The sequence below is a fragment of the Novacetimonas pomaceti genome (assembly GCF_003207955.1).
Classification (GTDB): Bacteria; Pseudomonadota; Alphaproteobacteria; order Acetobacterales; family Acetobacteraceae; genus Novacetimonas; species Novacetimonas pomaceti.
In genome coordinates, this window is record NZ_NOXG01000017.1 from 36,365 (window position 1) to 58,424 (window position 22,060).

Below are 22,060 nucleotides of genomic sequence, written 5' to 3' on the forward strand. Positions count from 1 at the left end.
CCCGGCAGGGAGCGCGCTCCCTGCACCCTGAGACTTAAGTCATGGTTTCCAAAGGTCCGCGACCTTTGGTGGGGGTTCGGGGGCAAAGCCCCTGAGGGGCACGCGTCAGATCCTGCGCAGGGCCGCGGGCGTAAAGGCGGGCATGCGGCGGCGGTTGCGGATGACGCCATCCAGGGCATAGCGCAGGGCGTCGATCCCGTGGTCCCACCCATCGGCCAGCACCGGCAGCACGTCGCCCGTCAGCCGGTCCACCCGCCATGAATACAGCCGCAGCTCGCGGGCGATGTTTTCGCAGCGCGGATGGACCCGGATGCGCCGGAACGCCCGCAGCCGCGCGATGCCGTCCTGCACCGATCCCGGCCATTTCGCCGCCGCCGTGATGCGGAAACCAAAACGCGTGGCGAGGTAGCTGATCGTTTCAGGCCGTGACGCATCGGCGCGGACCGGCCATTCGCGCGATCCCGGCACATGGTCGAACAGGGTGGCCAGGTCGTCCATTTCCACCCCGGTCGCAAAGACCTCGTGATCGACATGCACGATGTCGTTGGCGATGAAGCAGCGGACCATGACCGTGGGATCACGGGCAAAGCCCCAGTCCACGCCGAAATACAGCCGCGCGTCGGGCGGGGTGTCGAACGCCGCGACCTCCACATGGCCGCCGAACACCACGGCGTCGCTGCGGGTGCGGCATTCGCCCTCCCACACATGGTCATAGGCGTCGGGATCGTGACGCAGCATGCGGCGGCGTTCGGCGTCCAGTTCGGGCGGGAACCACGGGTTGTCGCGCCATCCCACCCGGCGCACGATGGCGTCGGGATCGTCACGCAGGGCGCGCATCATCTGGTGCATCGGCGCGTCCTCGCGTTCGGGGTTGTACGTAAACCAGAGTTCCGAGCCAGGCGCGCGGATGGTCGGCAGCAGGATGTCGAGGCTGGCGCGGCTTAATGCCTGTGCCTCCTCCACCCAGCAGATATCGACCTTTTCGGTGGATTTTATCGCCTCGATATTACGGCCAAGGCCACGGAACAGGATTTCCGAACCGACGGTCGTCGTCATCAGGTTTTCACGAATGCAAAACCACGCCCCCAGCCCCAGCGCCGCGATCTGGTCCGACAGCAGCCTGCGGACCGAATCCGCCATGGAGCTGTGATATTCCCGGCAGCACAGGATGCGCAGCGGACGCGTGGCGGCCATCGCCACCAGCACCCGCGCCACCGTCCAGCTCTTGCCGCTGCCGCGCCCGCCATACAGGATCTTGTACCGTGCGGGACGCATGATGTCGGCACAGGCGGGCGGGATTTCCACGCGCACCGTGTTCATGCGCCCTGCCCCGCGCCATCCGTCCCGCCCGACAGCAGCGCGGGCGCGATGACCAGCGTGGGCGCGGCCGCAACGCTTGTCGTGTCCGCGCTGCCGGGCGCGACCCGGCCCCAGCCCCGGTCGAGCATTTCACGCAGGGCGGCAAGGCGCGTCGCCTCGCTCGAGGCATGACAGGCAAGCTCCAGCAGCGCGGCCACCACCACGTCGCGATGGGCGCGCAACTGCGCCTCCAGCGCGTGCTGGGGGGATGCGCCGTCGCTGTGTGCGGACATCGGCGGTGGTTCCTGTAACGATCGCAAGATGGAAATCGCGCCCGATATGAAAAAGGGCCGCGCCGGTCCCATGATGGATCGGCGCGGCCCCTGTGTACCGCAGCGATTGATAGTGGCCCGGCGCGGGACGCACCGTTAACCGATTAAGCGCAATATGTCGCGGAACCTGACATCCCTCAAGAAAATATCGCGGGGGTCATGAAAAAATCGGGGAAAATGCCGTCACGGCAGTCCACGCACGCCATCGCGCGGAACCGGCCATTCGCCGGGACGCGGACCCGGCATGCGGCCATCAGGACAGAAAAGGACAGAAGGCGTCAGAACGGGGACACCAGCGGGCGGGCGTCAGTCCCATTGCAGCGCCGCGGCCTCGTGCAGCATCACCCATTCCTGAAAATCATTGAGGGTTTCATAAACAACACCGGCGGACGGTGGCTGCAGATCGGTGACGAACCCCACCTGACCGGGAGGACAGTCCAGAACGATCCGCTTTTCCACGCCACGCGACAGAGGGGTCCATATCTGGCCGCCTGAAATCCTGAAGTGATTATGCGTCATGACCTGCATCTCTTCCTCCGTTACGGGGGCCGTGTTCCCTTATATATACCAAAAAAAGTTAATGCACACTTTATAAAATATGTATTTACATACTCTTTAAAGCTGAATGCGAAATCAATGATTTTTCCGCATGACAAGACAAAGTGAATTTATGTAATATTACATCATATGAACAGTATTCATATGATTTTGCGCCAGTCCCGACGCCTGATCTTGATAATCATTACCAGTTGCGTAACGGGACGGACGGCCCGCGCACTTTGCGTATGACACCGTCGCACACGTTGCCCTGATACGTCGCCCTGACTTGCTGATCTGACTTGCTGGTCTGGCATGCTGGCCGGACATGATGGCAAATATGCCGCCATGGGGGGTACCCCGTCCGGCGCGGCGATATGTGGGGCCGCGCCATGCGGGGGGTGTTCCTGTTTCATGGCTGCCGGGTGTGGAACGCATGGGGGCCTGTTCCGTTGGGGCTGCGATATTGTAATATGCCCGCCGCGCCAGACACGCCCAACGGACAAGGACACCCATGACCAGCCCGCTTTCCGACCATGAGGAGACCGTCACCCGCATCGGGGAACTGTTTCGCGTCCACGGATATTCCGGCACATCGCTGTCCCAGATCACGGAAGCGACCGGCAAGGGCAAGGGAAGCCTGTATCATTTCTTTCCCGGCGGCAAGCACGACATGGCCGAACAGGTCCTGGCGCAGGTCGATGCGTGGTTTGCACAACATGTCTTTGACGTGCTGAACCATGCCGCCCCGCCGCGCGACGCCATCGGGCGGATGTTCGCGGCGGTGGACGCATATTACCGCGCCGGGCGGCGGGCGTGCCTGATGGGGGCCTTTGCGCAGGAAAGTGCGACGCGCGAACAGTTCGCCCGCCGCATCAACGTCTTTTTCCGCCGCTGGATCATCGCCCTGCGCGACATGCTGCGCCGCACGGGGATAGAGGGCGGGCGCGCCACCTATCTGGCGGAGGACACGGTGGCGGCCATCCAGGGCGCGCTGGTGGTGTCGCAGGCGCTGGAAACGCCGCGCCTGTTCGGGCGGATGATGGAACGCGCGGCCGCGACCCTGCTGGACGCGCTGCCGGAATAACCAGCGCAGCCACATGCCGGGCGTGCCGGCGTGCGGCGGTGGCGTCCGCGCCGGCCGCCTGACACGGGACCCGATGCCACCACGAAACTGCAAAAGTTCTTGATGAAGCTTTTTTCAGGAAGCTTCGGATGGCGTCGCCCTTCGGGAACAGGCAGCGCCCGGAAACCTTTATCGTTTCCTGTCAGGATACTGTTTTTCAGACGGCCCCATTCCTTGAATGACGATACATCACGCTGTATGTGTCAAAGTCTTGCACGCACCCCGAAGCCGGGTGAACGGATGTATGCTGCCCACGGGGATGGGGCCTGTCGCGAAACAGCAGGGTAACGGATCAAGATGCCAGGTGGACATTCGGGGGACAGGCTGGACGATATCAGGGTTGCCGTCCTGATCCCCTGTTATAATGAGGAAATTTCCATCGGCAGGGTCGTAAGGGATTTTTCGGAACTGCTGCCGCAGGCCGATATCTTCGTCTATGACAACAATTCGGACGACCGGACGCGCGAAATCGCCGCCGCGTCCGGGGCCATCGTGCGCCGGGAAACGATGCAGGGCAAGGGACACGTCGTCCGCCGGATGTTTTCGGATATCGAGGCGGATTACTACATCCTTGTCGATGGCGACGCGACCTATGACGCCTCCGCCGCCCCGGACATGCTGGCGCAGGCCGCGACACAGGGACTCGACATGGTCAATGGCGCGCGGGTCACCGATCAGGCGGCGGCCTACCGTCGCGGGCATGTCCTGGGCAACAGGGTCCTGACGGGCCTGGTAATGTCCATCTTCGGTCATCGCATGGACGACATGCTTTCGGGATATCGTGTTTTTTCGAGGCGGTTCGTCAAATCCTTCCCCATCAGCGCATCAGGATTCGAAATCGAGACGGAACTGACGGTCCATGCCCTGGAACTGGACATGCCGATTTCCGAAATCACCACCCGGTATTTCCAGCGCATCGACGGATCAACGTCCAAGCTGCGGACATACCATGACGGGCTGCGGATACTGAAAACCATCTTTTCCCTTATCCAGCGGGAAAAGCCACTGCCCTTCTACCTGTTTTTCTGCGCGGTGTTCGCCGCGTCCGGGCTGCTGACCGGAAATGCGGTCATCATGGAATACCTGCGCACCGGGCTTGTCCCCCGGCTTCCGTCGGCGGTCCTTGCCACCGGGCTGATGCTTCTGTCGGGCATGTGCCTGCTGTGTGGCATCGTCCTGAACGCGATCAAGCATGCCCGGCTGGAAATCAAGAAACTCGCCTACCTGTCACATGCCATCAGGATCGTGGAACAGGATCCCCCCGCGCCGGGACCTGGCCGGCAGGGGATGGCCTGAAAAACGACCCGCCAGGTCTTCGAAGCTTTTTGCAAAAAGCTTCACCAAAAACCTTTATGACTTCAGCATATTATCGGAAACGCCGTGCAGTCATGGTTTCCAAAGGTCCGCGACCTTTGGTGGGGGTTTGGGGGCAACGCCCCCGGCGCGACGCATCCCACAGATGACGTATTCCACAGATTCTGGGGAAGGAGTCACGCACAATCCTGTGGAAAACAGGTGCATGCCCCGTGAAAGACGGGAAAGATCGCCCCCCCCCTTCATCGTCCGTCCCGCGCGGCGTCGGCGGCGGTGGCGGCGCGGTCCTCCGCCTCCTCATGCTGGCGTTGCGTGATTTCCGCCCCCACCCCCGCCAGCGTCGCGCGCACCGTGTCGCATTCATCGTCGAGATAGCCGATCAGGTCCGCCCCGTCATACGCGCCCTCGAACCGTGCCGCCGACAGTTCGGCCCGCATCTCCGCCAGTCGCGCCAGACGCGCCCACAGCTGCGCCACGTACCGCACCGCCCAGCGTGGATGATCGCCACACAGGAAATCCGGATCACACATGCCAAGCCCCCCGTCCCACATGAAAGCCGGAATTGTGCATTTATATTGCACAAGGACACAAGCCCCAAGGATGGGATACTGCTAAAGTCATAAAAGTTTTTGGTGAAGCTTTTTTCAAAAAGCTTTGCAAGACGTCGCCTTTTTGAAAAAAGGCGACACCCAAAAACTTCTTTTACATAAAGTATTTTTCCATAAAGCACCGTTCCGCCCCGACATCCGCAAGGACAGCCGGGCACCACGCACCCTTCCGAGGTGTGCGAAAATTTCGCTTGCATTTTGTGCTTTTTGTTCGCACAACAATCTGTATGAAGAAACTGCACACACAGCCGGGCAGGCGCCCGGCCTCCCGCCGCACCCGTCCGCCGCGCATCGACTGGACGGTGCTGGACCCCCATGTCGCACGCCTGCGTGCCGATGGGCTGAGCAACCGTGAAACCGCGCGTCGGCTGAACCTGAATGTCAAGACGATGGAAAGCCGCCTGCGCCACCTGCGCGTCCATCGCGTTGACGACGGCACGGCGCTTGGCCCGGACGAGGTCCGGCGCACCTGCCTGAACTGTGACGGGGTTTTCATCGCCGATGGCCGTTTCCTGCGGCTGTGCCCCACCTGCCGGGCGATGTTCGGATGACCGCCGCGCCAGATCGCGGGCCTGTCCTGCCCGCCCCGCTGTCGCCGCCGGACTGTGACCTGCGGGGGTATGATTTCATGCCGCTGTTCGGGCACCGGCTGTTTTCCGGGCGGCTTTATACCCATTGCACGGATGCCGAATTCCGCGCGGCCGTGCGGCTGTGGTGGTCGGCATGGAACCAGGTCCCCGCCGGCAGCCTGCCGGCCGATGACCGCGCGCTGGCGACGCTGGCGGATTTCGGGCGCGACCTGCGGGCATGGCGGCGGGTGCGCGCGCGGGCGCTGGACGGGTTCGTCACGTGTTCGGACGGGCGGCTGTACCATCCGCTTCTGTCGCGGGAGGCCACGCGCGCCCATGCCGGACGCCTGCGGGCACAGCGACGCCGCGACGGGGATGCCGAACGCCTGCGCCGCTGGCGGGCGGGACATGCGGGCATGGCCCCGGATACGCCGGATGCGCCGGACACACCGGACGACATGGCCGCCGGAACGCCCCCCGCCCCTGCCGCGAAACGCGTTTCGCCATGCGATGACAGTGATAGTGACAGGGAAAGGGAAAGTGACAGCAATACCTCCGCCGCGCGCGCCACGGCGCGTCCACCGCAGGGCGGTGCGCCGGTGATGGCGGACCTGATCGCACGCACCGGGGACCTGACGGGTCGCGGCATGCGGCAGGCGCGTGCCCTGACGGGACAATGGATGAAGGCCGCGCGTGACGATACGGCGCTGGTGGATGCCGTGCTGCGCGATGGACTGGCGCTGCGTCCGGCGGACCCGGTGGCGTGGGTGCTCGCCTGCCTGCGCCAGCGCACGGGCGACGGCCAGACAGGGCGGGAGGCCCGGCGCCAGGCGCACCTTGCGGCATGGGACGCGATCCCGGACCTGCGGGGGATATGACGGACATGCGTGACATCGACACCCCACGCGCGGGCATGCCCGCGCCTGCCCCTGCATCAGGTGGCGACGGGTGCGCGTGGCGTCCGGCAACGGGCGATGTCGGCGGGCTGCTTGCCGCGCTGCGCGGGGGGATCGCGGTCCTGCCGCGCGACCTGACGCCATCGCGGATGCGCGCGCTGCGTGCGCAGATGTCGCACGTCGAGGCCGCCGCCCTTCCCGCGCCGCCGGTGGTCATCGCCGCGTGGCTGAAAAAGCTGGCCGCGCTGGTTGCCAACCCGCCGCCGCCCGCCGCCGTCGTGGCGCGGACCGCCGCGATTGCCGAGGTCTGCGCCGACATCCCGCTGGGCGCGTGGACGCCCGAAACCCGCATGGCGTGGTGCCGCCAGCCGCCGCGCGACGGATATCCCATCGGCGCGCGCTGGCCCGCGCCGGGGGAACTGCATGCCCTGCTGTACCCAACGGCACAGCGCATCCATGCCGAACGCCACGCCCTGCGCCGGCTGCTGGCGATGGGCGGCGGCACGTAAGGGTGCCGTCAGGATCAACATCTTTTCAGGTCAGGCAAAGGATTTTCATGCCCCATCACACCACGGCCCGGCCCGACATGGGCGCGAACGGCCCCGCCGCGCGGGCGCGCGAGGTCGTGTCCGACACCATCATCCCCGCGCCCCGCGCGCCCGCGCAGGTGGTGCGGCGGGTGCGCTGCGAATGCATGCTCGACCGGCTGTTCCATCGCGCCAACAGCGCCCTGAACCCCGCGCAGTACCGCGCGGGCCTGCGCTTTCGCGGGTTATGGCGGCGCGCGGCGCGACAGACGCCCCTGACGCAGTCCTATCGCCCCCATGCGGGCGATGCGGGCGGCAGGACGGGCGGCCCCGACCCGGCGACATGGGCGGTGCTGGAACTGAACGAGGCCCTGTCGCGCCTGACCCCGCCGCAACGCCGCGCCGTCATCGCGACCTGCGGCATGGACGAACCCACGGGCCTGCGCACGCGCACCCTGCGCGCGGGATTGTGCGCGCTGGATGCGTTCTGGCGCGGGCAGGACCACCCCGTGGAAAGACAGTCATCGTAATAAAAGTTTTTGGTAAAGCTTTTTTCAAAAAGCTTTGAAGAACGCCGCCATTTTGAAAAAAAGGCGACACCCAAAAACTTTTATTACTTTATCAGCAACGTATCTTGCCGAACCTTCTTTCCCGCAACGATGCGACAGGGCGGGGCGTTGCGGCTGGCATGGGCGGGGGGACGTGGTGTACGCTCCGCGCCTGTTTTCACGCCATCGCATAAGGGGAACATGACCATGCAGATTGACCTTGCGGGCCGCACGGCCATCGTGACGGGATCAACAGGCGGCATCGGGCTGGCGATTGCAAGGGGGCTTGCGGGCTGTGGCGCGCGGGTCGTGGTCAACGGGCGCAGGGCCCCGGCGGTGGAACGCGCGGTCGCGGCGATCACGGACGCGGGCGGACAGGCCACGGGCTTCGTGGGGGACCTTGGCACCGCCGACGGGTGCGCGGCACTGGTGGCGGCGCATCCGGCGTGCGACATCCTGATCAACAACCTCGGCATTTTCGAGCCGCGCGATTTCTTCGACACCCCGGATGCCGACTGGACCCGCTTTTTCGAGGTGAACGTGATGTCCGGCGTGCGGCTGTCGCGGGCCTACCTTCCGGGGATGGAAAAGGGCGGCTGGGGGCGGGTGATCTTCATCTCGTCCGAATCCGCGCTGAACATCCCGGTGGAAATGATCCATTACGGTTTCAGCAAGACGGCGCAGGTCGCCATCGCGCGCGGCCTGGCCGAACGGATGGCCGGGACGAACGTGACGGTCAATTCGGTGCTGCCGGGGCCGACCCTGTCCGAAGGGCTGGCGGACATGCTGCGCCCGGAACAGGAACGCACGCACAAGCCACTGGCAGAGGTCGCGGCCGACTTCGTGATGACGCACCGCCCGTCCTCCATCATCCGCCGCGCCGCAACGGTGGAGGAGGTGGCGAACATGGTCGTCTACCTCTCCTCCCCGCAGGCATCGGCCACCACGGGGGCGGCGGTGCGCGTCGATGGCGGGGTGCTGAGCACGATCTGACGCCACCGCGCCCTTGACGCGGGCCGTCGCGCGCGGTGAAAATCCGCGCCAGTCACAGCCCCCCCGCGCCGCGACATCGCCGCGCGGGCGCCGAGCCGGAACGGAACACGACCACGATGAAACATTACTGCGCAACGCAGACACAGGCGCTGCTGCCGTTTCCGGCGCTGGTGGACATGCTGGCGCGCACCGCGCGTGATTACGCGGCGGGCAGCATCGCATGCCCCGAACGCACCAGCGTGCCGACGCATGACGGCGGCGGCGCCCTGATGTGCATGCCCACGGTGGGGACGGACCTGATCGCGACCAAGCTGCTGACGATCTTTGGCGCGAACGCCGCGCTGCACCTGCCGGTGATCCAGGGGGAGGTCACGTGCGCCGACGCGCATGACGGGCGGTTCCTGTTCGGGCTGGACGGGCCGACGGTGACGATGCGCCGGACATCGGCCATCAGCATGCTGGCGATCCGTGCCTTTGCCCACCGCCATGTGGGCCGCGTGCTGGTGATCGGCACGGGCACGCAGGCCCTTGCGCATGTGGAGGCGCTGGCGGCGCTGCACCCGGCCATCGAGGTCGCGATCCGTGGCCGCACCCCGCGACAGGCGGAGCAGTTCTGCGCCCGGTACGCCACCGACCGCCTGACGCTGCGCCCCGAACTGGCGGGGGAGGACGGGTTTGACGTGGTCATCACCGTGACCTCCAGCCGCGAAGTCGTCTTTGACGCCCCGGCGGATCCGCGCCGCCTGGTCATCGCGGTCGGGGCATACCGGCCCGACATGGTGGAGGTCGCGGCCCCCACCGTGCGCGACAGCATGGTGTACGTGGACGACCCCACCGGCGCGCGGACAGAGGCAGGCGACCTGATCCAGGCGGGCGTGGACTGGTCCACCGTGCGTTCGCTGGCCGATGCGCTGGACAACCCGCCCGATGGCACGCGGCCCGTGTTCTTCAAGTCCGTGGGATGCGCGGCATGGGACCTTGCGGCCTGCCGCGTGGCCCGCGACATGCAGGCCCGCCTGCCGGATGACGCGGCATGACGCCGTAACAGGCCCCGCCCTTCAGGGGACTGTCTGGGAACGACAAAGGTTTCCGGGTGTCGCCTTTTTTCGAAAAGGGCGGCGTTCTTCTGAAGCTTTTTGCAAAAAGCTTCACCAAAAAACCTTTAATTATTACAGTGCGTTACCCCGCCATCTTTTTCAAACGGTCACTGATCCGGGGATCGTTTTCCCAACACCCCCTTACCTTAAGTCATGGTGTCCAGAGGTCCGCGACCTCTGGCGGGGTCAGGGGCAGCGCCCCTGCCTGCGGCGTCCGGGGGTATCGAATCGCTTTACCTGACATGGCCGGCACAGCTAGCATCAGGGAAGTATTGCCCCGTTGCAGGAGAAGCCCGACATGCCCGACCGCCGGATGCTGAACATGACCATCGGCATGGGGATCGCGGCTGGCGTGCTGACGCTGGGCATGGTCTGGGCCTGTGCGGGGGCCACGGGCCATTTCATGGAATACATGGACCACTCCCCCACCGCCCTGTACCGGGTGGGACTGTTCGGCCGGTTTGCATGGATCCCGGCCGTGCTCCTGCCCCTGTGCATCACGATCCGGCGCAGGCGGCAGGGGGCTGCGGACGACGTGTAACGCCCCATGCCGAAAGGAAAGCGGGTCCTGTCCGGGCTTGCGGCAATCATGATTGCGTTTGCCAGCTCCCCGTTTTGGGTCAAATCGAGCCATGTATCCGGCATATTTCCCGATGCCTTCATTCTTTCCGTACTGGTGATCTGTTCTTTTAGAGACAGGACATATATTTCCCACGTCGCAAAGCGTTAAGGGACGACTGAGGTTTCCGGGTGACGCCTTTTTTTGAAAAGGGCATCGTCTTTCGAAGCTTTTTGCAAAAAGCTTCACCAAAAACCTTTATGATTTACCGCATTGTGTTTCCAGACGGCGGCCCGGCGCGTTGCCATCATCGCTGGCCTCGGCCGGCGTCACGGGCTAGACAGGGGGATGTCCACCCATTTCCCCATCCGGGGCGGCGTTGCGCCCCGGCCCGAACCATGACCCGCATTTTCATCGACGCCGACGCGTGCCCCGTGCGCGACGAAACCTGCCGCGTGGCGTTGCGCCATAAGGTGCATACCTTTGTCGTGTCCAACCGGATGATGGCCATTCCGCCCTCCCCCCTGATTGAACGGGTGGTGGTGGCGCAGGGCATGGATGTGGCGGATGACTGGATTGCCGGACATGTCCGCGCGCATGACATCGTGATTTCCGCCGATATCCCGCTGGCGGCGCGATGCGTGGCACAGGGGGCCTGCGTGCTGGACCCGCGCGGCCGCATCCTGGACGAAGACGCGATCGGCATGGCGCTGGCGGTGCGGAACCTGATGGACGACCTGCGTTCCAACGGGATGATGATGCAGGGCGGGCGCGGGTTCACGCGCGCCGACCGCTCCAGCTTCCTCTCGGCGCTTGATACCGCCGTGGTGCGCGCGCGGCGCAACGCAACCATGCCCCGCAGGCCACCGCCCATCATCCCGCCCGCCGGGTGAGGGAACGCATGAACAGGACCGTCAGGCAGGATTAAGAGTTTTTGGTGAAGCTTTTTGCAAAAAGCTTCGAAAGACGCCGCCTTTTTGAAAAAAGGCGGCACCCAAAAACTTCTTCACGATTTACCGGCTTTTCACGCCCCGGCGGCCAGCGCGCGCAATGCCGCATGCGTGGCCTGCGTCAGGGGCGCGGGCAGGTCGTCGGGGGCGAACCAGTCCACCGCCGACAGGGCCTCGGGCTCGCGCAGTTCCGCGCGCGTGGACGTGACCGGCGTGGCGAGATAGACCGGCGCGACCCAGTGGGAGGCGGCCTCCCCCACACTGGCGGGGGTCAGGTGGTCCACCACGCACAAAAGGCGCGACAGGTGGACCCGCAGTCCCGTTTCCTCCTCCACCTCGCGGCGGACGGCGTGTTCCAGCGTTTCCATCCAGTCGACCTTGCCCCCCGGCAGGCCCCAGTGCCCGGCCTCTGGCGGGCGGCGGCGGCGCACCAGCAGGATGCGCCCGTCATCGCGCCGCACCAGCGCGCCGCACCCGACGCGCGCGTTTCCACCCTCCGCCATGGCCCGCCGTCCCCGCGGCTCAGCTGGCGGGGGTGTAGGACTGCACGTCCTCGACCGTATGGCTCAGCACGATATGGTTGTTTTCGGTGGAGGCGACCCAGCTTGCCGGGACCTCGAACACGCTTTCGGCGGGACCATCGACGGTGATTTCGATCGTTCCCTTGTCCGTGACCGCGCTCAGTTTCCCGATGCGTCCCCCCGCGGAGGCCACGACGTCACGGCCTATCATCTGTTGGGTTACATCAGCCATGTCATGTCCTTTTCATATCGATGCCCGCCATGCGCCCCGGCCCCGGCGTGCGGCATGCACGCTGTCGTGGCCCGATATTGCGGCGCGTCGCCCGTCATGATCGCGACAGGCGGCCCGGCATCGTGTTTGCGGTAAGGCGGCAGTGTACCGGCTGCCGCCCCCGATCACAACCCTGCCCGCCGCGAACGCCGCCACAGGGCCGTGATGACGCCATACAGGCTAACGCTGCTCCAGAACACTTCGATGCATAATGACGGCAGGTTGAAATGCACGCATAGCGAGACCAGCACCAGCAGGCTGCCGCACAGGTTGCCCAGCGGATAGCCCACGCCCGACGTGTCGATCCGCCCGCGCAGGCTGAGGTAATACTGCACCACAATCAGGACCGATCCCGCGAACCCCGCGACATCCGCCGCGATGTCGAGCGCCCCCGACGCCATCACCAGCCGCCCGCGTCAGTTGACGCCGTACTGCTTGCGGCTGTTCATCCTGGCGTTCAGCCTGTCGCTATAGGCATGATAGGTGCCCTTGGGCACGCATCCCATTTCCTCCAGGTCCTCCAGGTGGACGCTGTCGTTGATCCAGGCATTCACCTCGCCAAAGGGAATGGTCGCGGGCAGGGGGCGGTTGGCGAACACGATCGGGTCATCATGGCCGGCGACGTATCCGAACTGCTGGAAATGGGAATCGCTGGCGGTGGGCGAGACCTCCCCACAGACCACGGCGCCGCCATCGACGGTGCGCGCCCCCAGATGGCGAAAGCGCGTGGCCGATGGCTGGGCAAAGGTGCCGGCCACCTTGCGGATCGCCTCCTGCGCGTTGGGGACATGGGCGGCGCTGGCGTCGATGACCGTCTGCGCCACGCAGGTGCCCGCCGATAACCCGAAGGCCGCCGCAAGTATCATGGCCTTGTACATGTCTGTTCCTCTCTGCCTCAAGCGTTCTGCCGCGAATGGGCCTGCTTCATCCCACCTTGGTGCCCATGTTCGCCACGCAGGGTCAAGCATCGGGACATGGGTTTTTTCAATTACATTGCGTGTGATAATAATGTGGAAAACCGGCCGCGCCCACAGGGGCGAAAGCGCGAAAGGACGGGACGCCGGGGCCCGCCACCGGCACGCAGGCGCAACGCCACAGGCCGCCAGCAGGTTGCCGCGCCCGATCGGCGCGGGGCTGGTTCGGGTCAGGGTTCCCAAGGGGCCGCGCCCCCGCCGCAACACCGTCGCACGGGGGCAGCAGCCGGGCGCTGCCCGGACCCGGCAGGGACCACAGGCCCCTGCACCCCTTTACCTTAAGTCATGGTGTCCAGAGGTCCGCGACCTCTGGCGGGGTCAGGGGCAGCGCCCCTGTCCATACTTACCCATCAACACGCCGTCGCACGGGAGCAGCTGCCCGGGTCAGGGTTTCCACGGGGTGGCGGCATGCTTTATGAGCGTTGTTCCCACATAAGGAAGATGACCATGGATGCCGACCCGAAATGCCCGCAATGCGGCTGCGAACATGCCTATCCGGACGGCAGTCTGTGGATCTGTCCCGAATGCGGCCATGAATGGAACCCGCAGGCCGCACCCGCCGAAGGAACGGCGGACGCCGCGACGGTGCGCGACGCCAACGGCAACGTGCTGGCCGATGGGGACAGCGTGACCGTGCTGAAGGACCTGAAGGTCAAGGGATCGTCCCTGGTCGTCAAAGGCGGGACCAAGGTCCGCAACATCCGCCTGACGGACGGCGCGGATGGCCACAACATCGCCTGCAAGATCAACGGCATCGGCGCGATGAACCTGAAATCGGAATTCGTAAGGAAAGCCTGACACCCGAACGGGAACCTCCCCCACCCCAAGTCATGGTGTCCAGAGGTCCGCGACCTCTGGCGGGGTCAGGGGCAGCGCCCCTGTCCACACGCCCCCACCGATACGCCGTCGCACGCGGGCAGCAGCCGGGCTCTGCCCGGACCCGGCAGGGACCTCAGGCCCCTGCACCCCTTTTACCTTAAGTCGTGGTGTCCAGAGGTCCACGACCTCTGGCGGGGTCAGGGGCAGCGCCCCTGTCCATACGCACCCACCGCCACGCCGTCGCATGGGGGCGAAAGCCGGGCTCTGCCCGGACCCGGCAGGGACCACAGGCCCCTGCACCCCGATTACTTTAGGTCAGGTTTACAGGGCCATCCACATCAGCGCCGTCCCGGCGAAGGCGGTCAGGGCGGCGATGCCGGTCATGAGGGTCCAGCTGGACAGGCCCTCCGCCACGCTCAGGCCCGCCATGCGGGTGACGATCCAGAACCCGGCGTCATTGACGTGCGACAGCGCCATGCCGCCCGCCCCCATCGACAGCGCCAGCAGCGCAAGGTGCGTCTGGTCCAGGTGCAGCCGCGCGACCAGCGGCCCGACAATGCCCGCCGTCGCCATCAGCGCGACGGTCGTCGGCCCCTGCGCCACGCGCAGGATCATGGTCATGATGAAACACAGCGCCAGCACCGGCAACCCCGCGGACGACAGCATCCCGCCCAGCGCGTCTCCAACGCCGCTTTGCACCAGCACCTGCGCGAACGCGCCGCCCGCGCCGGTAATCAGGATGATCCCCGCGGTGGACGGCAGGGCCGCGGCCAGCACGTCGGACACCGTCGCCAGCCGCGCGCCACGCCGCAGCCCCAGCAGCCACGCGCACGCCACCACGTCGATGCCCAGCGCGACATACGGAATGCCGGCGAATGCGATGACCGAACGCGCCATCCCCGCCGCCATCATGTCCGACGCCAGCGTGCCCGCGATCATCAGCACGACCGGCAGGCCGATGACCAGGCCGATTTCCCCCGGATGCACCGGATGCGCGCGCGCCAGTTCGACAAAGCGCGCATCGGCCGGGGCGGCATGGGTGGCGTCGCTGGCATCGCGGACGTCATCGACAATGGCGCGGATATCCGGCGCGCAGCCCAGCGGCCGCGACATGAGCGGCCGTGACAGGACATAGGTCAGGGCGACCGAAAACGCCGCCAGCGGCAGGCCCAGCATCAGCACCCGCCCCGCCCCCACGCCCAGCGCGCCGCCCACGGCCACCGCGCCGGGATGCGGCGGCAGCAGCGCATGCACCGTCAGCATCGTGACGGCCATGGGAACGGCAAAGATGGCGGGCACGCGCCCGGTCTGCCGCGCCATGCCATAGACAAGGGGCATGAGCATGATGACCCCGACCTCGAAAAACACGGGAATGCCGACGCCAAAGGCCGCGATCACGATCGCCAGCGGCACGTGCGCCGCCCCGGCGCGACGCACCAGCGCCCCCGCCACGACCCGCGCGCCCCCCGACAGGTCCACCATGCGCCCGATCATCGCGCCCAGCGCGACGATGATCGCGATATGCCCGACCGTCCGGCCCAGCCCGCCCTGCACCGCCTCCGCCAGTTGTGCCACCGGCGTGCCCGTCAGCAGGGCGACGCCGGTCGCCACCAGCAGCAGGGCAAGGAACGGATGCACCCGCCCCGCCACGATCAGCAGCAGCAGAACGGCAATCGCCCCCGTTCCGATCAGGGCCAGCGCGATGGGGGTCATACAGGTTCCCTGCGAATGATGGCATCCTTCCCGCGCGGCCGTGGATATCGGACGCCGGGCGCAAAGGACGGGATCATGCCTTTTATCCCGTATCCCGCACAACGTCGCAAGGCCCGGCATCCCGGCCCGCAGCCTCCGCGCCACGCGACGGGACCGCAGAAAACCGTTTAGGGAAAATATGTTAATAAGTATGAAAGTTTTTGGGTGCCGCCTTTTTTCAAAAAGGCGGCGTGGTGTGAAGGCCACACCAGATACGCCCGCATGATTTTCACGACGCCGCAACGGCCGTCTTTCCGCGTGGCCGGGTCGCGACGGGTTCATGGGGCAGGATACGACCTGCCCGCGATCCGCCCCCTTACCCGATCACGCCGGACGCCCCATGCGAATCCCGCCACAGGCTCCGCCTTCCCCCGATTCCGCGACGCGCCCGGCCCATCGGGAAAGCCGGCCCCGCGCCGGGGCAAAACCGGGGCCGCCAACGCTGCGGATGGTGCATGGCGGCCATCGCAAGGGATCAGGAAACCGCAATGGCGTGGCGTTTTTCCGCCATTGCGGGAACGGACGCCAAAAAGATTCCGCCCCGGGTGCATTTTCCGCATTGACTTGCATGACAGGTGGGAGCATCAGGCGCGACCGCCTACGCATCGAAGTCGTTTTTGGGGGCCATGATACGCGCCCCGGGAAGCCACGCCATGTCCATTGCCTGCCTGCATTCGACAGCCCCCCGTACCCCGTCCGAAAACACGCGGCGGCCCGCACGCACGTGGGACCGGGCGCGCGCCTTCATGCGCGAAATCTGGATCGGCCCGGTCATCGCATTGGGCAGCGTCCTGTGCGGCGGGTTCTTCACCCTGCTGGCCCACGTCCTGGCCAACGGCGCGCCCTGAACGCAGGACGCCGGTCCCCGACACGCCCGCGCCCCGGTTCATCGTTCCATGCGGCCGGCCGGTCGCCATGGGCGCATACCGGGACGACAGGGGGGGGCCGGAGACGATCCGTTGAGGACGTGGCGAAAGCTTCCGGGGGGCGCATTTTTTTAGAAATGTGACGACCTGCGAAGCTTTTTGGAAAAAGCTTCACCAAAAACTTCTTTATTTTTACGGGGTTTTTCAGACGTGCGGCTGCCCCGGGCGGGCATCAGGCAATGGCGGCCGACATTTCCGCCAGTCGCGCCACCGTATTCATGTTCCGCGCCGTGCCATGCTTTTCCACGGGGATGCGCAGCTTCGACCTCCCCATCCCGTCCGGATAGAACACGAAGAGTTCACGCGCCCCGATACGGATTTCCTCGTTTCTAATGCCGCTCACGCCCTCAAGGGGATCTTCCGGCAGCGGCCCGTCAACAAACAGCGCCATGACCCGGTTACCCGGCGCATCGGCGAAGGGATTGCGCGCAAGGGCCCCGGCGATTTCGGCCGCGCTGCGCACCACGACGCCGATATCCTTACCCGCATGGTCGCGCAGCCGTTTTTCCAGCGTCGCGCGCACGACATCCTCCGCCCCGTCGCTTCCGAAAACGACGTTCCCGCTCGCGATATGGGTGCGGACCTGCCTGAACCCGGCATCCGCGCATATGCCAGCCAGCACGGACATCGGCAGTTTCCCGGTGCCCCCCACATTCACCGCCCGAAGAAGGGCCACATATCCCGTCATTTTCCTGCCCCCCGGCACATGGATGCGAAGTATCAGGGACAATCCATGCCCGCTTCAACCCTGTCGCGCGGGAAAGCATTCAAGAATAAAAAAGGTTTTTGGGTGCCGCCTTTTTGCAAAAAGACGGCGTCTGGCAAAGCTTTGTGCATTTCCAGACCATTTCGCAAAAAACATGTCGCCTCCGCCACTTTTTCAAACCCCCGCCATGGCCCCCTTCATGCCTGCGCCCGAAACAGCCCCTTATGCCAGTTTTTTCTCGCGGAAGCGTTTTCGATGATCGGCAATGTTCTGCCTTGACGGGGGCGATCCGTCCACGGGCCTTGCGATTTTCGCATTGCGAAGGTCGCAGTAGCGGGAATTCGCCAGCGTTTTGCTGATTTCCACTTTCGTGCCATCAGGGCTGAACGTGAACAGCAGGGCATCGAACAGGCCGTGAATGTCCCTGCGCAACAGGATGCCGTTGCCTGACGCATGATCGTCCGCGCCGTCATGGACGCGGATATGCGCGGCCTCCAGCGCTTCGCGCACGTCGCAGCCTGTTATGGCGCATCTGCCGCCATAAATCCTGCGTATCCTTTCCGAAAACTCCGCCTGTCGCTGGCGCTGGGCGATTTCCGCCTGTCGTATCCGTCTTTTTACTTCTTCGCTGACGGTCTCTTCCGTGGCCGCGACTTCAGATCCGTTGCCGGGTCCTTTTGTTCCAAGGATGGCGTATCTGATGACCGGGACGCCAGCGCGTGTTTCGCCCCAGCCAACTATTTTGCTTTCCGCACCGGCAACGGGCGTGCTGAAAATGACTCCGGGCCCAAGCTCCGCCTTCAGGTGGTCCATCAGGATTTTGTCGGATTTGCCGTGGAAAAAATCCGTCCTACTGAAAGATGTTGGCCGGGTATTCCGGATTTTGATCAGGCCGGCCTTTTCCAACATGCCCAGCAGATGGGATTTCTGGTAGAAATCGAGCAGCCTGTCCCCTGTATCCATGACCGCGCCCTTGCGCAGCTTCTGGAACAGCGGCCCGAACACAGCCAGCGGAATTGCATCTTTCCTGTATTTCGGAGTTTTTCCATCCACGTGAATATTCCCCTCCCCGGGACAGCATCCGTTTCGCAATACATGACCGCCCCTGATGGCCCCAGCCTACCGGATGGGACAGTCATGACCAACCGCGCGGGAAATACCCGCAGGCTGCCGACAATGACGGGAAACGGAATTGCCGGATGAGGATTTTCAAAAAGGCGGCATTCCCTGAAGCGTTCCAGACAAAAGCTTCACCAGACCCCTTCATGATTTCCGGCCGGCGCGCGCGCATCATGTCCCGGGTGACGGAAACCGGAACATGCCGCCAGACACCACAACGTCATCCGCCTTTTACTGCTCGGCCGATCCCGGCTGTTCGATGATGATCCGCATGCCCCATGTTTTCCCGCCGTCGGACGTTGTCAGCACGACCTGATAGGTCCCGTTATTGGGAATAATGATATGGTCAAGCGGCGTATCGGTTGAGGGCCACGTGATGTTCCTGTCGTCATAATGCTTTAACGACACGGTCATCGGCACGACCGGCGCCGCCGTGATCCCGCTGATGATCGCGGCCTTGTGGATGTCCCTGGGCACCAGGCTTTCGATCGCCCTGACATCGATATCGCCACCACGATTGGACGGCAGGCTCAGGATCGCGGAAATGCAGGTTTCGTATTCCTTGTAGCTTTCGCTTGTGCAGGGTGTCTGGACGGTCACGCTTGCCGGGGTGCCATCGGGAAGCTTCACGTCCGTCGCATACGCCCGGCCAGCCAGCAGAAGCGCCGGAACAAGGGCAAAAAAGCTTTTACTCATGGTAAGGGACACCTTACGGGAAATTTGGACCAAGCTCACAATCCTGATTCAATACTCCAGTTTCTTTCCCCTGCACAGGATGTCATGGGGCCGTGTCCGCCGGGCCACACATGCCTTCATATGTCATGCGGGCATCGCCATGGCCGCATCCGGATGGCAGTATAACTTACGTTATTTTAATGCCACCGCACGATCCTGCGCCCGGGGCGGTGTTGCGGGCATCCATCCCATGTCATTGAAAAACATGAACAAAAGCGCAGGCATCCTGATCGTTTTTATTTCGTTATAAAAATCAATGTAGTTACAATCCCGGAAAACCGCGTATTATCATGACCGCGTGCAATCAGGACACGTTCATGAACCCAGATGTCCGACCGTCATAAAAAAGCAGTCAAAATACAAAACAATACGTCATGTTAAGGGATGCAGAGTTCTATTGTTATGAGAAAATTTATGGCGGTGCCGCTCGTTTTCCTGTTGGGCGGCTGTTATGGCGTCGGCTCCCAGCGACTGGATCATGACCAACTTGACTATTCCCAGGCGCTGATCGGTTCTTCCAAGCAACAGACCCTGCTGAATGTCGTCCGCCTCAGATATGCCGACACGCCGGGCTTTCTGGACACGACCCAGCTGATTTCGGGCTACCAACTGCAGCGCAATATTTCCATCGGGGTCGGGTCGGATTCAAACCCGCTCAGGCCCGCGGGGGCCATCGGGGCGCAGATACAGGAAAGCCCGACCTTTACGTTCCAGCCCGTGACAGGCGACGCGTATGCCCAAAGCTTCCTGCGCCCGCTGCCCCCCGGCAGCCTGCTTCCCCTGGCGATGGGGGGACTGCCCATCGATATCCTGTTCCGCCTGTCGGTCCAGTCGGTGAACCTGATCAACAACGTGGGCGCCATTGGCGGCGATGTCGGAAGGGGGTCGCCCGAATTCTTCGAACTCATCTACGACCTGCGCCGGCTGCAGATTGCCGGCCTGTTGGGCATACAGCTTGAACATAGCGAGGAAATACCCGGAAAGACCCCGGCCTTTGACCGGGTGTTCCTGACGGTATCATCGACAACGGACCCCCTTTTGTCCGATATCGTGAAGTCAACGCGGCGCTTTTTCGAAATGGGCCCCAAGGACGAGCGCGTGGAGGTCATATATGGGGCCGGCAGGCCGCAACATGGCCAGATCCGGCTGCTGACGCGCACGATGCTGGGCGTTCTGGGGCAGATCGCCTATCAGATCGACGTGCCGCAGGAAGATATCGATGCGGGGCGCACCCTGCCCAAGGTCATCCTGATCGGACGCAATACAAAGCCGACGGTCTTCGTCCATGTCAGTAATGAACGCCCGCGCCTTTCTTTCGTATCGATAAAATACAATAACAAATTCTACTATATTTCCGATACCGATTTCCCAAGCAAGCTGGGGTTCACGATGCTGCAGATCCTGATGGAGCTTTCCAAGACCACCAAAAATCCGGGCGCCGTGCTGACCATCCCGGTGAATGGATAAGGGCGATCCACCCGTCGGGCGGAACGGCGGGGGACTGTTTGAAAAACTCACGGCGCGGCGGCGCGGGAGGAGTGCGCCACACGCCCTCCCCTCTTTGGCGCGGCCCGATCTGGCGATGAATAACAGCCCCTCCTGACCTGATTGCCTGTCAATCAGGAGGAGAATAATTGAATTGGCGAAGGCGACGACGTGCGAGTTTACGTTCCTCTTCAGTAAAGAGCGAATGCCATTCCGGGCGCAGAATCAGCGCCTCAACCGAAAGATCCAGTCTGTTATTTTCCCATAACTTCTCGAACCCGCTTGTGGCTGAGCCTCGCATTAGCCGACGCGCCGTTTCAACCCCGCCATGGTCGGCAATCATCTTAAGGAACAAAGTGGGCCGATAGCCGAAGGTCTGGGCCTCCTTGTAGATGTTGTACATCGCGCGTTCGAACGCTTTTTCCTGGGATGCTGATGGACGCGCGTCGATCAGCGCCATCGCTTGCGGAAGCGTAATAAGGACATCATGGTCGTCAACCCCATGCTGCTTGATAACGGTCGCAGCAATTCCGGCGAGCGCTGCCTGTTCGATATCCGAAACCTTGAACCTGCCGAATGCATGAAGTGATAACCATTTGACCTTTGTCACCAATCTCAATGACGCAGGCTGGGCTGCTGCGGGGAGAGCCTTCCAGATACCGTGATAGGTCGGTTTATTAACTTTAACGTCAAAATCAAGCACGTAATCATCAGCCGAGATTTTGTCATTCCATTCGCCGTATGCTGAGGTATTACTTGGAAGCCGAGATTCCCTGATCTCTTTATCTAGCCAATCCTGATCTTTCTTATCAAGATATTCGCTCCAATAGCAGATCTTTACACGCTGCCAGACAGGGTCCTTGGGTGCCGCGCGATAGGCGTCGAACAAGGTCCGAGCAAGCCGCATGCCGGTTGGCGCCAATTGCTTGCGTTCATTCCAGAGCGCCTGCGCTTGGTCGAGATCTTCACTTTCGATGCGATATCCCGCTTTAAACAGGTCATCAAACCACTTACAGATGCCATCGATTACATGGGCATCATTGATCCGGACATTAGCCTCATGCCAGCCGTTGCCAGACTCACATTCCAACGCGAGGCCGTTGGTCGAGGCATTGGATGAGCCTAGCACGGCGGCCTTAGGTGTCCACCAGACCTTGGCGTGGAGTGATGGATGCGACTTAAGGGTCACACCCGGTCTCTTTAGTAATTTGCGTAGTTCTGCCGGGTTGCAGGCACCTGAGTCAAGGTTGCACAGGATCTCGAGCTTCAACCCGGAGCGATTCAGCCCCAGACGTTCGACGCGGAAATCTCACAGAAGGGTTGTACATCGGGTTAGATTATGAAAAAGTCTGTTTTGCACAAAAGAAATTTTCGTAAGCTATAAGAAAACCCGATGC

General features: G+C 63.5%; 27 protein-coding genes. 14 read left to right on the forward strand and 13 right to left on the reverse strand.

Features of this window, described 5'->3' with window-relative positions; genetic code table 11:
- Positions 1-105 precede the first annotated feature (105 nt).
- From CFR71_RS11980 to CFR71_RS11990, 3 genes are all read right to left on the reverse strand, one after another.
- The gene (locus tag CFR71_RS11980; protein ID WP_110531416.1) at positions 106-1,320 is read right to left on the reverse strand and encodes a PBSX family phage terminase large subunit; all 1,215 of its coding nucleotides are present in this window, start codon (positions 1,318-1,320) and stop codon (positions 106-108) included.
- Complete coding sequence (locus CFR71_RS11985; RefSeq protein WP_110531418.1) at positions 1,317-1,592, reverse strand: hypothetical protein; 276 nt, start codon at positions 1,590-1,592, stop codon at positions 1,317-1,319. Before CFR71_RS11985 ends, CFR71_RS11980 begins: the two co-directional genes overlap by 4 nt.
- Before the next feature lie 345 nt (positions 1,593-1,937).
- Entirely contained in the window at positions 1,938-2,150 is a 213-nt protein-coding gene (locus tag CFR71_RS11990) for a hypothetical protein (protein ID WP_133251147.1), read from the reverse strand.
- 532 nt (positions 2,151-2,682) lie between these two features.
- Here CFR71_RS11990 and CFR71_RS11995 point away from each other — a divergent pair.
- Positions 2,683-3,255, forward strand: a complete 573-nt coding sequence (locus CFR71_RS11995; RefSeq protein WP_110531422.1) for a TetR/AcrR family transcriptional regulator — start codon at positions 2,683-2,685, stop codon at positions 3,253-3,255.
- 336 nt (positions 3,256-3,591) lie between these two features.
- Entirely contained in the window at positions 3,592-4,590 is a 999-nt protein-coding gene (locus CFR71_RS12000; RefSeq protein WP_110531423.1) for a glycosyltransferase family 2 protein, read from the forward strand.
- A 260-nt stretch (positions 4,591-4,850) separates the two neighbouring features.
- On the opposite strand, the gene CFR71_RS12005 is transcribed toward CFR71_RS12000, so the two are convergent.
- A complete protein-coding gene (locus CFR71_RS12005) occupies positions 4,851-5,138 on the reverse strand; it encodes a hypothetical protein (RefSeq protein WP_133251148.1) in 288 nt (95 codons plus the stop codon).
- Positions 5,139-5,443: 305 nt separating this feature from the next.
- On the opposite strand from CFR71_RS12005, the gene CFR71_RS12010 reads away from it, so the two are divergent.
- From CFR71_RS12010 to CFR71_RS12045, 8 genes are all read left to right on the forward strand, one after another.
- The gene (locus CFR71_RS12010) at positions 5,444-5,767 is read left to right on the forward strand and encodes a helix-turn-helix domain-containing protein (protein WP_110531427.1); all 324 of its coding nucleotides are present in this window, start codon (positions 5,444-5,446) and stop codon (positions 5,765-5,767) included.
- Complete coding sequence (locus CFR71_RS12015) at positions 5,764-6,663, forward strand: DUF1376 domain-containing protein (RefSeq protein WP_110531429.1); 900 nt, start codon at positions 5,764-5,766, stop codon at positions 6,661-6,663. Before CFR71_RS12010 ends, CFR71_RS12015 begins: the two co-directional genes overlap by 4 nt.
- A 5-nt stretch (positions 6,664-6,668) precedes the next feature.
- Positions 6,669-7,190, forward strand: a complete 522-nt coding sequence (locus CFR71_RS12020; protein WP_133251149.1) for a hypothetical protein — start codon at positions 6,669-6,671, stop codon at positions 7,188-7,190.
- A 47-nt stretch (positions 7,191-7,237) separates the two neighbouring features.
- Positions 7,238-7,738, forward strand: coding sequence for a hypothetical protein (locus CFR71_RS12025; RefSeq protein WP_110531433.1), 501 nt, complete (start codon positions 7,238-7,240; stop codon positions 7,736-7,738).
- A 225-nt stretch (positions 7,739-7,963) separates the two neighbouring features.
- A complete protein-coding gene (locus tag CFR71_RS12030; protein ID WP_110531435.1) occupies positions 7,964-8,749 on the forward strand; it encodes an SDR family NAD(P)-dependent oxidoreductase in 786 nt (261 codons plus the stop codon).
- Between the two features lie 116 nt (positions 8,750-8,865).
- A complete protein-coding gene (locus tag CFR71_RS12035) occupies positions 8,866-9,786 on the forward strand; it encodes a delta(1)-pyrroline-2-carboxylate reductase family protein (protein WP_110531437.1) in 921 nt (306 codons plus the stop codon).
- A 358-nt stretch (positions 9,787-10,144) separates the two neighbouring features.
- Positions 10,145-10,387 carry a hypothetical protein gene (locus CFR71_RS12040; protein ID WP_110531439.1) on the forward strand — a complete coding sequence of 81 codons (243 nt, stop codon included), beginning with the start codon at positions 10,145-10,147 and terminating at the stop codon, positions 10,385-10,387.
- Positions 10,388-10,803: 416 nt separating this feature from the next.
- A complete protein-coding gene (locus CFR71_RS12045; RefSeq protein ID WP_110531441.1) occupies positions 10,804-11,298 on the forward strand; it encodes a YaiI/YqxD family protein in 495 nt (164 codons plus the stop codon).
- A gap of 131 nt (positions 11,299-11,429) precedes the next feature.
- On the opposite strand, the gene CFR71_RS12050 is transcribed toward CFR71_RS12045, so the two are convergent.
- From CFR71_RS12050 to CFR71_RS12065, 4 genes are all read right to left on the reverse strand, one after another.
- A complete protein-coding gene (locus CFR71_RS12050; protein WP_110531443.1) occupies positions 11,430-11,858 on the reverse strand; it encodes an NUDIX domain-containing protein in 429 nt (142 codons plus the stop codon).
- Between the two features lie 19 nt (positions 11,859-11,877).
- Complete coding sequence (locus CFR71_RS12055; RefSeq protein WP_110531445.1) at positions 11,878-12,108, reverse strand: DUF2171 domain-containing protein; 231 nt, start codon at positions 12,106-12,108, stop codon at positions 11,878-11,880.
- 164 nt (positions 12,109-12,272) lie between these two features.
- Positions 12,273-12,548, reverse strand: a complete 276-nt coding sequence (locus CFR71_RS12060; RefSeq protein ID WP_110531447.1) for a CBU_0592 family membrane protein — start codon at positions 12,546-12,548, stop codon at positions 12,273-12,275.
- A 15-nt stretch (positions 12,549-12,563) separates the two neighbouring features.
- Positions 12,564-13,025 carry a hypothetical protein gene (locus tag CFR71_RS12065; protein WP_239020393.1) on the reverse strand — a complete coding sequence of 154 codons (462 nt, stop codon included), beginning with the start codon at positions 13,023-13,025 and terminating at the stop codon, positions 12,564-12,566.
- 543 nt (positions 13,026-13,568) lie between these two features.
- Here CFR71_RS12065 and CFR71_RS12070 point away from each other — a divergent pair.
- Positions 13,569-13,919 (forward strand): zinc ribbon domain-containing protein YjdM, encoded by a 351-nt coding sequence (locus tag CFR71_RS12070; protein WP_110531475.1) that lies wholly within the window; start codon positions 13,569-13,571, stop codon positions 13,917-13,919.
- Between the two features lie 342 nt (positions 13,920-14,261).
- Here the strand turns inward: CFR71_RS12070 and CFR71_RS12075 are convergent, their stop codons facing one another.
- The gene (locus CFR71_RS12075) at positions 14,262-15,653 is read right to left on the reverse strand and encodes a GntT/GntP/DsdX family permease (protein WP_110531451.1); all 1,392 of its coding nucleotides are present in this window, start codon (positions 15,651-15,653) and stop codon (positions 14,262-14,264) included.
- Positions 15,654-16,345: 692 nt separating this feature from the next.
- Here CFR71_RS12075 and CFR71_RS12080 point away from each other — a divergent pair.
- Positions 16,346-16,540: a hypothetical protein gene (locus CFR71_RS12080; protein WP_110531453.1), complete on the forward strand. Its 195-nt coding sequence runs from the start codon at positions 16,346-16,348 to the stop codon at positions 16,538-16,540.
- A gap of 250 nt (positions 16,541-16,790) precedes the next feature.
- Here CFR71_RS12080 and CFR71_RS12085 read toward each other — a convergent pair whose 3' ends face one another.
- Positions 16,791-17,294: a DUF1697 domain-containing protein gene (locus CFR71_RS12085; RefSeq protein ID WP_207781382.1), complete on the reverse strand. Its 504-nt coding sequence runs from the start codon at positions 17,292-17,294 to the stop codon at positions 16,791-16,793.
- Between the two features lie 252 nt (positions 17,295-17,546).
- On the reverse strand, positions 17,547-17,834 hold the full coding sequence (locus tag CFR71_RS16575; RefSeq protein ID WP_165832101.1) for an HNH endonuclease signature motif containing protein: 288 nt from the start codon (positions 17,832-17,834) through the stop codon (positions 17,547-17,549).
- Between CFR71_RS16575 and CFR71_RS16580 the strand changes: the two genes are divergently transcribed.
- Positions 17,808-18,527: a hypothetical protein gene (locus CFR71_RS16580; protein ID WP_165832102.1), complete on the forward strand. Its 720-nt coding sequence runs from the start codon at positions 17,808-17,810 to the stop codon at positions 18,525-18,527. The genes CFR71_RS16575 and CFR71_RS16580 overlap by 27 nt on opposite strands.
- 147 nt (positions 18,528-18,674) lie before the next feature.
- Here the strand turns inward: CFR71_RS16580 and CFR71_RS12095 are convergent, their stop codons facing one another.
- Positions 18,675-19,139, reverse strand: coding sequence for a hypothetical protein (locus CFR71_RS12095; protein ID WP_110531477.1), 465 nt, complete (start codon positions 19,137-19,139; stop codon positions 18,675-18,677).
- 441 nt (positions 19,140-19,580) lie between these two features.
- Here CFR71_RS12095 and CFR71_RS12105 point away from each other — a divergent pair, with 441 nt between their 5' ends.
- Positions 19,581-20,645: a hypothetical protein gene (locus CFR71_RS12105; RefSeq protein WP_110531461.1), complete on the forward strand. Its 1,065-nt coding sequence runs from the start codon at positions 19,581-19,583 to the stop codon at positions 20,643-20,645.
- Between the two features lie 148 nt (positions 20,646-20,793).
- Here the strand turns inward: CFR71_RS12105 and CFR71_RS12110 are convergent, their stop codons facing one another.
- Entirely contained in the window at positions 20,794-21,933 is a 1,140-nt protein-coding gene (locus CFR71_RS12110; RefSeq protein ID WP_165832103.1) for a phospholipase D family protein, read from the reverse strand.
- Positions 21,934-22,060 lie beyond the last annotated feature (127 nt).